A 12,905-nucleotide genomic window follows, 5' to 3' on the forward strand; every position below is an offset into this window, starting at 1 on the left:
ACTCAATGAGGTCGAAGTGGAATAATGATATAAACATAAAAGCCTGAATTAGATTGAATATTCTGTTCATCAGCGCAGTTTGTAAAGTCTCTTAGGAGTTGGAGAGAAGTTTAAGAAAAAATTAACTATATATTTTTGATTTTTATTGATATTCAATATTTTTTAGTTAAATATTTATCGCATTTTTATTTATAAAATCATGCATCTATAGCATCAACAATACTGCATAATTTTCTTTCCATATTGTCAATTTACGTCATAAAGTGTCATAAAATTCAGCTTAGCGCTGGTCAAAAACGCTAAATTTTTATACTATACGGCAAACTTTATAATTACGACATCCACTTTATATTTATTAAAAACATTATGTTGAATCATATTTATGCTGCTTTAGAACAGCTGGGATTCACTACACAAAAACGTGTATTGCATATCCAGTTTGCCAATGCGTTGCTGAATCAGCAGGTCTATTTACAGCGAATAGACGGGACGCATGGCTTAAATCAAGGCTTAACCGCCAGTTTAATTTGCTTGTCGACACATGCATTTATTCCACTAAAACAGTTTATTGGCTGTCAGGTCGCTATAGACCAAGTGACTGACACAGGCCAATTGAGCCGTATCACAGGCATCATAACCCAAGCTCAAGCTGGAGCAAGCGATGGTGCACTGACCTTATATCGCCTCACACTTGAAGACCCGACCACATTATGGAAACAACGCCGTAACAGTCGTGTGTTTATGAATAAAAATGTGGTGGATGTGGTCAACATACTGTTCCAAGAGTGGCAACAAAAAAGTCCGCTATTTGCGGCAAGCCTGAGCCTTGATTTAGCAGGGCTGAGCCGAGAGTACGACATTCGACCTTTCATCATGCAAAGCAATGAAAGTGATTATGACTTTCTGACACGTCTACTCAGAAGTGAAGGGATGAGTTGGCTGATTGATGAAGCACAAACACTGCTTGCCCAAATTCACCAACCGATTCAAGCACAAAAGCTACGCTTAATTGACGATAACCAGCACTACCAAGCCCTGCCACGACGTTTTATCCGCTTTCATCAGAGTAGTGCTGTTCAAGCCGCAGATAGCATTATCGATTGGCAGGCACAACGCCAGTTACAGCCCACAGCAGTGCATGTTCAGCGCTGGCAAGCTGATGCACTGACACAAGATGATGGTGCAGGCAGCGTGCAAAGCAAACATCAGCAGAGTGAGCAATATGATGTTGCAAGTTTAGGGCTAGAGCAATCATGGCATTTTTCACCCGCATGGATGCAAGACCTGAATGGGGAGGATGGTGCAACAGCATCGGGCAATCCACAACTAGAACAATTTAACCAGCAGCTATCGGACTACTACAATGCACAAGCCAAGCATTTCTGTGCACAGTCTACGGTGCGAGATGCTCATGTGGGTTACTGGTTTGAACTGCAAGATCATCCTGAAATTAATCAACACAGTGGTGTAGACAAAGAATTTCTCATTACCGAAAAAACCTTTTATAGCCAAAATAACCTACCTAAAGATTTAAACCAGCAATTGGAGCAACTTCTCCAACAAAGTCACTGGCAATTCACGTCTACACTGAGCAGCATTGCAAGTGAACAGCGCCAAGGCAATCTGCTGAGCTTACAACGTCGACATATTAAAACTGTCCCCGCTTATCATCCCGAGCAGCATCGCCCAGCTGCCCACCCGCAACGTGCTCAGGTGGTTGGACCGAATGGTGAAGAAATCCATGTCGATGAATGGGGGCGCATCAAAGTTCGCTTTTTATTCACAAGAAATGAAGACCATACACATGATGGTGGTGCGGGCAGCAATGATAACGATACGGACTCTGCTTGGGTGGATGTATTAACCCCATGGGCAGGTGAAGGCTACGGGGCACGTTTCTTGCCACGAATTGGGGAAATTGTAGTCATTGACTTCTTTCAAGGAGACATAGATCGTCCTTTCGTGGTGGGACGTCTTCATGAAGCACAGCGTTCTCCTACAAAATTCGATAATGCAGGACAACTGCCTGATACCAAAAAGCTCAGTGGTATCCGTTCTAAAGAAGTCGATGGGGGCGGATTTAACCAACTGAGATTTGACGATACCACGGGTCAAATTAGTGCCCAGTTGCAAAGCAGCCATGCGGCAAGTCAACTCAATTTAGGTAAACTGAGTCATCCCAAAGCCACCGAAGAAAGTGAAGACCGTGGTGAAGGATTTGAATTAAGGACTGACCAATGGGGAGCAGTACGTGCAGGACAAGGCCTACTCATCTCAACTTACAAACAAGACCAAGCAAAAGGTGATCACCTTGATTCAGAGCTTGCCAAAAAGCAACTTGAGGGTAGTCAGACCAACAGTAAAGCCTTGAGTGATATTGCCAAAAACCAAAAGACGGATGAAATCGAATCGGTTGAACAACTCAAAGAATTTGCAGATCAAATCCAAGAACAGATTGCAAAATTTGAAAAGGCGCTATTACTTTTAAACTCGCCAGATGGGATTGGTTTAAGCACAAATGCAGACATTCATGTCTCGGCTGATGGACAAATTAACCAATTTGCAGGTGACAGCATTAACTTGAGTACGCAAAAGAATTTGATTACACATGTCAGTGGTAAAGCCAGTTTATTTGCAGCACAGGGGGGCATTAAGCAAGTTGCTGCCAAAGGGAAGTTTGAAATGCAGGCGCAAAGCGATGCCTTGAGTATTTTAGCTAAACAAAACATTCAGATTGTTTCTACAGAAGACCGTATTGAAATTACCAGTCCGAAAGAGATTGTGATTACCGCAGGTGGTTCGCAACTTAAAATAGATGATTCGGGTATTTTTCCAACGACCAGTGGCAAGTTTGAAGTGAAGGCGGGGCAGCATGTGTTTAAGGGAGGGAGTAGCGTCAATTGTCCACTACCATATTTGCCTGAAAATGAAATACAAAAATATGGTTTATGGTTTGATGTTATGGATAAGCAAGGGAATAAATTAGCGCATGGAACAGAGTATATTATTTTCGATGAAACTGAGAAAGAAATTGCACGTGGAAAATTAGATAGAACAGGCTTAGTCAAATTAGAGACGCATGAACCTAATAAACAATATAAAATACATGTGGTGGTTTAAAAATGTCTAATAGAGTTGATGTAAGTAAAGAAATTAAAGAGAAAGCTAATGATTTGTTAAAAAAAGCACAAGGAAAAGTGAGCCAGACACCATCTGTGATCCCTGTACATATTCCAATCTATACACATAGTTTAACCATTTTTATTGGTGGCGCTGCGGATAAGTATGTGTTTACTCCAGGAGATATTCCTGTTGGTTGGGGGGAGTTTAGACCTATTGGGCCAACATTTGTTGTTGGAAATTATGTTAATAATCACTTTTCAAAAATAAAAGGAAATAGTAAAAATGCAGTCGTTAAATATTATGGCTATGAAGAAGCATACATATCAGCAGATCAAGAAATAACTGTAAATACAAATAAAAGTAAAAAATTAAATGCATTTAAGGATATAGAATCTTTTTTAAAAGTTAATCCACAAACACAAGTCAATATTATTGGGCATAGTCTTGGAGGGTGGAATGCAGCTGGTTTGGCTGAGGCATTATATAAGAAAAATATATGTAAAGTAAATTTGCTAATTACAATTGACCCTGTTGGTGTGATATTGTCAAAAATAGGAATTGGCTCAAGAACTAGTATTTATTATAGTAGGCCAAAACCAGTATTTAGATGGTGGATTAGTGTAAGTTGTGATCCTAAAAGTTATGAATGGAATAATGATTTGATTGCAGATTCTGGAGGGCAATGGAGTGCTTATCCAAGTACTAATAGCTCTTATTATCATGTGACAAATTATAGCCATGCTGATTTTAGACTGATGATGCAAGAAAAAATTATTGGTAATTCAAGTGCCCAAGATGTTTTATCGAGAGAGTTAGAAAAAATAAAATGAAATTTTTCCTATTAATATTAACAGGTATTTTCTTATCCGCGTGTAGCCCTTTAGATAAGAATGATAAGGAAATCGTTGTTAATGACTTGAGTCTAATTAATCTAACTTACTCTCATTTGGATGGGCTAAGCGGTGATGTATTTAAATTTGATGTGACAACAAAAATAAATCTAAGTAATTTTTATCAAAGAGAAAAATATAAGTATTCACATTTAAAGTGTGATGGAATTCAAAATTATTCGATTGTCGGCTCAGTCGCTATAGATGAGGGGCGAATTGAAAATGGTAAATATATTTCATCAGGATATTTCAAAGTTTGTGAAGATGAGTCAATGAATACATGCGCAGAAAAACAACAAGTTGAGAAATTGCTAATTAAAGATCTTTCTTGCAAAATTATTTTTGGGGGGCTTTTGAAAAAAAGTAAAATAGTAGCTGATAATATAATAATATCAAAAAATTCTATTATTCAATCTATTGACAAAGGAAAGTAGATTATTAAGTTAGGGTGATTTTATCTTTTTAATAAAAATATCGTGTAATATTTATTTTTTTTAAGATAATTGTTTAAAGTTATTGCTGAAAAATTTTAACTTACAACCTGAGGTTTATGCCATTCAATGGCTTTTCATTAAAAATATTTCGTGAAGATTCAATTTATAGTTTAAGTGGGCTTTGTCGCATAAAGCTTTTAAAGATAGAACGTTTCTAAGTCACTCAAATTTATGTGACAACTTGGGTATGAGTTTGGCCTAATTTGTTAATTAACCCTAATCCTGTTTAATCCAATAATTGCATTACTCGAATAATTGGCTTGTTTCGATGGCATAATTGGTAAGCACATAAAGAAGCATAAATCCCAGCTAATTATCCTTCAATACTTCTAGCTTTACTCGTCACCAAATGAAACTTCCCTTTTAACAGGCTAAATAGCTCGAATCCTGCTTAAGCCGATGTTTTCACAAGATGAATCATTGGCTTGTTTGTATAGTAACCCGAATCCTGCTTAAGGCGATATTTCCATAATACGAATAATTGGCTTATTTTGATGACAAAGTTGATAAGCGCACAGAGAAGCATAAATGCCTGTCAAATAACCTGTAATACTCCGTGCTTTGCTCGTGACTAAGTTGTATGTCCCTTTTAGCAAGCTGAATAATGTTTCTATTTTATTACGTTGTTTTAAGTGGTAGTTATCCGCTTTTGATAATTTAATCGCTTGCATGTTTTTACGATGATAGGTCATCAAATCAATATCTTGATCTTTAAGCCTGCGCTTAAGCTTATGACTAATATAGCCACGATCAGCATACAATTTTGCAGTCATTCCTTTGACGAGTTGCTCCACCATTTTGATATCTGCTGTATGTCCATTGGATAAAATCGTATTTACTATTCCACCTGATTGATTCATCAGCAAATGCAGCTTACAGCCAAAGAACCAACCCATTGAGCTTTTTCCACGTGTTGCAATAGCCGATAAAGACTTATGACGTTGTATTCGCTGATTTTTACAGACAGGTAATATGGTTGAATCAATCCATAAATAATTGCTTTGCTGATCTTTCATCAAAGCAAAATGTAGGGCATGTAAAGCCAGTTGATATGTATTCATCAGATGAATCATGCGTTGATAACACGGTAGATGTTTAAATAGATGGCTATTGTTATATTTTAACGCTGTAAAGAATGCTTTGAAATTATTGAAATGAGAGCACTTATACCAAATTGCAATAAAGGTAATTTCAGAAATACTGAGCTGAGCAGGGTGAACTCTTGAGCATCGAAAGTTCTGCTTTAAGAAATTCCAATAGATTGATTCAAATTTTAGAAAGAAATCATTAATTATGCAGAATAATTGGGTACTATCAATCATAAGGACTAGAGTTGTTAGTTTGGTGTGGTAACTCAACTGATGGCTCTAGTCTTTCTCTTTTTCAAGTCAATTGCTTATCCGAGATTCGGGTTATAGTAGTATTGTTAGTCATACAAAATTCCGAAAATTATATAAAGCAAAAGAAACACATAATGAATTGAGTGAAGCATTATAGTACTGATTTTTATCTAATTTTATGTTTTGTAATATAAGGTGTCCATGATATTGACTTTGCCTTGTTTTGGTTAAAAAATAGACTTGATAAGAATGATAATCTTGAGTTTCATTCCATTTTTTTAAGCTATGGCAGGTGTAGTGTAGAACGGAAGTTTATATTACACACTTAACCTCAAAATCGGAGGATATGCCATGAATTTCCTCAAGTTTTTAATAACTGCTGGATGTATTTCTTTATTGTCCCCCATGACATTTGCTATGGATGATTACAACAGTTCTGGTATGGACATGACAATGCATAGCTCGCATTCAGTCGATGATAAAAAAGCGATGATGAGTGCTATGAGTGCAGCACCAATGAATGTCAGTGCAAAAGCGACAATTGTTGCGATGGATGCCAATGGAAAAATGCGTGTTTTGCATAAAGGACACAATAATTTTACCTGCATGCCCGATAACCCTGCAACACCTGGCCCAGATCCGATGTGTATGGACCCCGCTGCACTTGCATGGGCCGAAGCTTGGATTGGTCATAAAAAACCAGTAGAAGGTAAAATTGGTTTTATGTACATGCTTATGGGCGGGACTGATGCGAGCAATGTCGACCCTTATGCCACCAAACCGACCGCAAACAATCATTGGCTGCAAACAGGTCCACATGTCATGATTGTGGGTGCATCACAAAGTTTTTATGATATGTATCCAAAAAGTGCACAACCTGATACCACAGTTCCTTATATCATGTGGTCAGGAACCCCTTATCAACATCTTATGATTCCTGTGAAATAAGCGAATATAGCACCTATTTTTATCTCTTAAAATTGAAAAAAAGCCATGTAATTATCATGGCTTTTTTATGCTGAATATATAGTTGCTATTCATTTAGTACATATTCTGGATTAAATATCCAACATTTAGATGTCTGAGTAGGGTTTAAGTCTGAGGAGGTTTTAAATTAAGCTACGCAATTCATTTGCCGCATGTCTCAACAACGGTAAAACTTGCTGAATTAAATACTCTTCACTCGTGCGGTTGCTTTGCGACATACAATTAATGGCAGCAATAGTCTGACCTTGTGCGTTTAACACGGGCACGGCAAGCGCAATAATACCTAACTCATGTTCTTCTTTAGACAGGCAATAATCCGATAAAGTCACTTTCTCGAGGTCGGCATAGAATTGATTTCTATCGGTAATTGTTAAAGGAGTTAAACGCTTTAATCCATACTTTTCTACCCAAGTCTGTTGCTCCTCTTTCGATAAAGCGGCTAGTAAAACTTTACCTGTCGACGTGGCATGGGCAGGCAGGCGATTGCCCAAATGCATGCCATACGGATTGACCCGAAACTGATCTTGTTGTGGTAAATAGCTTCTGGCAATGGGCACCACTTCATGTTCATCTAAAACCACCATGGAAAAGGTGAGCGATGTCTGTGCACAGAGTAAATTCAGTAAAGATTGTACCACTTTAGGCAGATGTGCCGAACTTAAATAAGCGCTGGAAAAACGCAACACTCGCGGGGTTAGCCAAAAATAATGTTCATCGGTTTCCAGATAACCTAAAAATTTCAGAGTTTTTAAATGTCGTCTAGCTGCAGTACGACTTATGCCTGTGCGTTCAGCCACTTGGGTCACGTTCAGGCGCTGTCGATCGACTCCGAAGGCCTCCAAAATATGCAAGCCCTTGGCTAAACCTGCAATGTAGTCGGCTTGAAGTATCACGTCTTGTGAATGTGGATGTATAACCTTGTTCCGCTCAGCTTCCATACTGCTTATCCTGAAAAATGAATTGTTTTTGTCCGATATTCGGACAACTCTAATGGTATACGGCCAATTTCAATATGGCGATATAGCTCAAAAAAACATCCCAGCGTAATCTGAAACAAGGAACGAACAAGGATGAACAGCATGGAAATTGTAAAAACCAAAGTGGCAATTATTGGTTCAGGTCCCGCAGGGCTGTTACTCGGACAGTTACTTTATAAAGCAGGCATTGATCATATTATTATTGAACAGCGCAGCGCTGACTATGTGTCATCGCGTATCCGCGCAGGAATTTTGGAACAGGTTTCGGTAGATTTGTTGACCGAAGCTGGTGTCGATCAAAACCTCAAGGCGCATGGTTTACCGCATTCAGGCATTGAAATTCTGACTCAAGGACAAAAGCATCGACTGGATTTAGCTGCACTGACAGGCGGTAAGCAAGTGACCGTGTATGGTCAGACCGAAGTGACTAAAGATTTAATGCATGCCCGTGAGCAAGCGGGTTTGAGCTCATATTATGAAGCACAGAATGTGCAGATTGATGACTTTTATACGCAGCCGAAAGTGACTTTTCAATATCAAAACCAGTCGTATCAAATTGAGTGTGATTTTATTGCAGGCTGTGATGGTTTTCATGGCGTGTGTCGTGCCAGTGTGCCTGAAGACAAGATTAAAACCTTTGAAAAAGTCTATCCTTTTGGCTGGTTAGGTGTGTTGGCAGATGTACCACCTGTTGCAGATGAGTTGATTTATGTGCAGTCGGAACGTGGCTTTGCCTTGTGCAGTATGCGTTCAGAAACGCGCAGTCGTTACTATTTGCAAGTGCCATTAACCGATCATGTCGACAATTGGTCAGATGAACAGTTTTGGGATGAATTGAAAAACCGCCTAGACCCTGAAAGTCGAGAAAAATTAATCACAGGTCCATCGATTGAGAAAAGTATTGCACCACTGCGTAGCTTTGTAACTGAACCGATGCGCTTTGGAAAACTGTTCTTGGCTGGCGATGCGGCGCATATTGTCCCACCGACAGGCGCGAAAGGTTTGAATCTGGCAGCATCAGATATTGCCTATTTATCCAGTGCCTTCATTCAGTATTATTTAGATGGCTCCGAGCAGGGCATCGATGAATATTCGGAAAAATGTTTGCAACGGGTGTGGAAAGCAGAACGTTTTTCTTGGTGGATGACGCATTTATTGCATCGTTTTGAAACCGAAAGTGAGTTTGATCATAAGATTAAACAGGCTGAATTGAGTTATATCCTCGGTTCATTGGCAGGACAAACCACTTTGGCAGAAAATTATGTCGGTTTACCCTATGAAATTAAGCATTTAAGTGAATTTCAGCAAGCTAGTTAAACCATTTTTTCTATTCTAAAAAAGAGAGCATTGTGCTCTCTTTTTTATTTTTAAACAGATGGAATTGAGTTTAACCATCCTGAGGGTGTAGTGGGGTCGTAAGCGTTAGTTGGTAAAATGCGGCATCTAACCAGCGACCAAATTTAAATCCTGCCTGTTGAATCGTACCTGAATGGGTAAAACCGAGTTTTTGGTGTAATTGAATGCTGGCAGCATTGTCGGCATCGATACAGCCCACCATGACGTGCAATTGTTGCTGTTGTGCTTTTTCAATGAGTGTCTGCATCAGGATTTTACTCAGCCCACAACCGCGATGCTCATGGTGAATGTACACACTGTGCTCAACCGTATATTTATAAGCAGGAAAGGCTCTAAAACTTCCCCATGTTGCAAAACCGAGTAATTTTCCAGTCGGGTTGATAATGCCGAGTATAGGAAAATTCTGCTCTCGTTTGGTCGCAAACCACGTTTGCATATTTTTTAATGTGCGTGGCTGATAGTCATACAGGGCGGTGGAATTTAGTATCGCCTCATTCAGAATCTCTAAAATAGCAACGGCATGCTCGGTTTCATTGCATTCAATCAGTTTAAACTCGGTTAAAGAGGCTTCACTTTGTGACATCACAGGTTCCAAGCAAGTGTAAGGCGCATATTGTATGGGATTTTTCTATCTTCAATCGCTAAAACATAACGATAAGGCTCTACATTTGGATTGATAAAAATAATGGGATGATCAACTGCATTAAGGCAAGACAATCGCCCTAATGCAGTTGATCAGTTTGTTCACCCAATTGAATCTCTAATTGCCCCGTGATGATCCAGATTTGCTGTTGCATGGCATGATCACGTTGCGTGACGTCGTAGGTGATGCACATGTGCGGGAAAATGCACTTCAACCAGTTGTACTGAGATTTTCAAACCCAGTGGGCTAATGCTACGCCGAATATAGCCAGATTCAGGATCTTGCCAAATGGGTTGCTCGGCATGGCGTAACAGTGGCTTAAAGGATGTAGGGAATTCCACGCCACCAAATAAACTGACCAGTGAAACTTCGAGTCCATTCGCCAGTTCTTCCAAAGTATAACCACGTGCTAGACGTAGTTCACGAATACGCTGTGAATTCTGTTGATGTATATCCATGTCAGCATCTGATAAGAATTTAAAATCCAGTATGTTAGAAATCATTTAAGATACTAGATTTTTACCGCAAAATGCTGCCAATCAATATCCTGAAGATACAGTTTTGAAGATGGGAATCGAGATCAATCAACAGTAGATCATTTACATCTATTTAAAAATCATCAGGAAGCGCGAATAAAGCTGAGATGGAATATGCTTGATATCTTATTGCAAAATCAATAACTACTTGGACATCTATTCTTATTTCATCTGGACAATTTTTTATCTTTTAGGGGTAAATGAGACTACACAAAACCATGGAACTTTGTTTAATAAGTAATCATGGAACATGATAAACTATTTAAAAATCCCAATACATCTGTGTTGGGGTTTATTAAATAAATTAAGACATTGAATTATATGAAATAAGAAAATTAATTAGGTATAACTTGCATTATGTTAATTTTAGACAATTTAAAAAATGAAGAAATTAGAAATCATCTTTTTTAGTAATTTTAATCCTAACTATTTTGTGGGGCATACAATGGATGTTTCACGGTTTTCCTATAGGAAATTGAGTCTTCTATTACTTGCTCCAGAAAAGCCGTATTATCTTGTTTTAAAATAATTAAAATTTGAGGTAATAATGGATAATTCTGAACGTTTCATTACAGCATTGTACTACTCTGTAGGTGGGATTATCTTGGGTCTAGGACTAGCGATTTTTTCATCTCTATATCTTAGCCTTACGATTAGCTCAGTTAAAATTGTGATTTTTACAGTAATTTCCTGTTTTGTTATAGGTTATTTATTTCCTAATAGCGTTGGCAATATTTTTAGATGGGTTTGGAAAATTTTCGTTCATTAGAGACTAATTTCACCCCAATTTAATATAATCGCGGTTATACGAAATTGAATTGTTATTCCTATTTAAAGTGTCCAAGTTAGATACGACTCTCTGTTCTTTGGTTTGTGAGATCTAGTGTTTATTAGAATAAGAGTATGCATCTTATAAAGTAAACGGGTGTAGAAGTGATTCCTGCTCAATGATAGGTTGAAAATAGACTGATCCAAGGCGTCTTATCGTGCGTAAATAAAAAAGCGAAAGGAGAACCTTTCGCTAGAACGGATTCGAAAATGTGAAATGATTATAAGTGTTCAGCTGCTTTTTCCACTTGAATACTGTCACGGTAATATTGGCAGCCTTTGTACAATAAGAATGTCCCGAGTACGCCCGCTACGGCATTTACAATCGAAATTGAATTACCTACCATCACGGTATTTTGGAAATATTTGTCGGTTATTAAAGCAACAGCCGTAGTTCCAATGCCTAAAGCAATTAAGTTTGACACCAAAAGGAACTTGGCTGAGACTTGGGCACGTAACTGGTTTGGCGTGAGCATTTGTGTTGCTGCTGCAGATGCTGGAATCGGAAATGTCGAGAAGAACATCGCCACAAAAATCAGCGCAAACGACAGGTAAATGTTATCCACTTGGGTAAACAAGACGCTTGGAATAATAAGGGCTGCACAGCCGATCATGCCGCTACGAATCGCTGCATCGCTATAACCACGTTTAGAGAACCAGTCAATCAGCCAACCGCAGAATAATGCGCCAGAAGTATTGGCAACCAAAATGATTATCCCGAGGATATAACCTGTTTGGCTGGCATCTAAACCATGATTACGCATATAGAACGCAGGTGCCCAACCGAGTAGTGCGTACAGCATCATGGTGTAAAAAGAGAAACCGATGAAATGACAGAAGAAGGTCTTTTTATGGGTTTTGATAAAGGCAATTGAGTTTTTGAAAGAGGCTTTTACCACTTGACCATCTTGACCAATTTTTAAACCCTTACGCTCAGGCTCACGAACCGTCAAAATCATCAATAACGCCAACAATACCCCGGGTAAACCGACAATCATAAAAGTCAGTTGCCAAGTTTTAATTTCACCAATCAGCGGTAGGGTCACCAAGTTTACATTTTTAAGTAAACCAATCACGTACCCCCCAATCAGGAAGGCAAGCCCTGAACCAATAAATGCACCAATTGCATATAGACCAAGGGCACGACCGAGTTTTTCTTTAGGAAATAGATCGGCAACAATCGAATAAAACGCTGGCGAAAGCGCCGCTTCACCCGCACCGACACCAAGGCGGGACAAGAACATTTGTAGAAAATTCTTGCTTAGACCGCAAGCTGCCGTAGCAAAACTCCAGAAGGCAATCCCAATCGCAATAATTTTAATCCGTGATTTTTTGTCGGCAAGGGCCGCAATCGGTACACCCATAACCGCATAGAACAATGAAAATGCTAAACCTTGCAACAAGCTGAATTGGGTATCGCTCAGCATCAGGTCATGTTTAATCGGTTCAATCATCAAGGATAAAATTTGACGATCTACAAAGGAAAGAATGTAGGCCACCATACAAATGACCACCACATACCAATGGTAGGCGCTACTAGGAGTTTGCACCGTTTCATCATGCGTAGGTGAATGTTCTGAAACTGGATTGTGTTCAAAATTTTGTGCTTCTGGTTGAATCGTCCTTTCAACCAGTTCTATATCGATGGATTTATCGTTCATCATGCAACTTCCTGTGCTGACTGTTTGAGATTATTTGATACTTCTATATTTATTTTTGTTTTTATTATGT

The 12,905-nt window shown here is 38.8% G+C and carries 10 protein-coding genes and 1 pseudogene; 5 read left to right on the top strand and 6 right to left on the bottom strand.

All coding sequences use genetic code 11. From position 1 onward, the window contains the following. Positions 1–366 precede the first annotated feature (366 nt). Genes MP622_RS01180 through MP622_RS01190 form a run of 3 tightly spaced genes read left to right on the top strand, consistent with a single transcriptional unit; the run spans position 367 to position 4,447 of the window. Entirely contained in the window at positions 367–3,120 is a 2,754-nt protein-coding gene (locus MP622_RS01180) for a type VI secretion system Vgr family protein (RefSeq protein WP_243792107.1), read from the top strand. 2 nt (positions 3,121–3,122) lie between these two features. Further along, positions 3,123–3,953 (top strand): triacylglycerol lipase, encoded by an 831-nt coding sequence (locus MP622_RS01185; protein WP_243792109.1) that lies wholly within the window; start codon positions 3,123–3,125, stop codon positions 3,951–3,953. Further along, entirely contained in the window at positions 3,950–4,447 is a 498-nt protein-coding gene (locus tag MP622_RS01190) for a hypothetical protein (RefSeq protein WP_243792111.1), read from the top strand. The genes MP622_RS01185 and MP622_RS01190 overlap by 4 nt, the downstream gene beginning before the upstream one ends. Before the next feature lie 286 nt (positions 4,448–4,733). Here MP622_RS01190 and MP622_RS01195 read toward each other — a convergent pair. Next, positions 4,734–4,886, bottom strand: a pseudogene (locus MP622_RS01195) (IS982 family transposase); the annotation flags it as partial. A gap of 73 nt (positions 4,887–4,959) precedes the next feature. Further along, entirely contained in the window at positions 4,960–5,829 is an 870-nt protein-coding gene (locus tag MP622_RS01200; RefSeq protein WP_243792112.1) for an IS982 family transposase, read from the bottom strand. Positions 5,830–6,198: 369 nt separating this feature from the next. Between MP622_RS01200 and MP622_RS01205 the strand changes: the two genes are divergently transcribed. Further along, on the top strand, positions 6,199–6,795 hold the full coding sequence (locus MP622_RS01205; RefSeq protein ID WP_243792114.1) for a hypothetical protein: 597 nt from the start codon (positions 6,199–6,201) through the stop codon (positions 6,793–6,795). Positions 6,796–6,956: 161 nt separating this feature from the next. On the opposite strand, the gene MP622_RS01210 is transcribed toward MP622_RS01205, so the two are convergent. Next, the gene (locus MP622_RS01210) at positions 6,957–7,781 is read right to left on the bottom strand and encodes an IclR family transcriptional regulator (protein ID WP_243793424.1); all 825 of its coding nucleotides are present in this window, start codon (positions 7,779–7,781) and stop codon (positions 6,957–6,959) included. Positions 7,782–7,913: 132 nt separating this feature from the next. Between MP622_RS01210 and pobA the strand changes: the two genes are divergently transcribed. Continuing rightward, on the top strand, positions 7,914–9,128 hold the full coding sequence (gene pobA / locus MP622_RS01215) for a 4-hydroxybenzoate 3-monooxygenase (protein WP_104441594.1): 1,215 nt from the start codon (positions 7,914–7,916) through the stop codon (positions 9,126–9,128). Positions 9,129–9,198: 70 nt separating this feature from the next. Here pobA and MP622_RS01220 read toward each other — a convergent pair whose 3' ends face one another. From MP622_RS01220 to MP622_RS01230, 3 genes are all read right to left on the bottom strand, one after another. Continuing rightward, entirely contained in the window at positions 9,199–9,750 is a 552-nt protein-coding gene (locus MP622_RS01220; protein ID WP_243792116.1) for a GNAT family N-acetyltransferase, read from the bottom strand. A gap of 221 nt (positions 9,751–9,971) precedes the next feature. Next, positions 9,972–10,268 carry a helix-turn-helix transcriptional regulator gene (locus tag MP622_RS01225; RefSeq protein ID WP_243792117.1) on the bottom strand — a complete coding sequence of 99 codons (297 nt, stop codon included), beginning with the start codon at positions 10,266–10,268 and terminating at the stop codon, positions 9,972–9,974. Positions 10,269–11,395: 1,127 nt separating this feature from the next. Continuing rightward, positions 11,396–12,838, bottom strand: coding sequence for an MFS transporter (locus MP622_RS01230; RefSeq protein ID WP_243792119.1), 1,443 nt, complete (start codon positions 12,836–12,838; stop codon positions 11,396–11,398). Positions 12,839–12,905: the final 67 nt, after the last annotated feature.

It is taken from the genome of Acinetobacter sp. PK01 (assembly GCF_022819285.1).
Lineage (GTDB): Bacteria > Pseudomonadota > Gammaproteobacteria > Pseudomonadales > Moraxellaceae > Acinetobacter > Acinetobacter tandoii.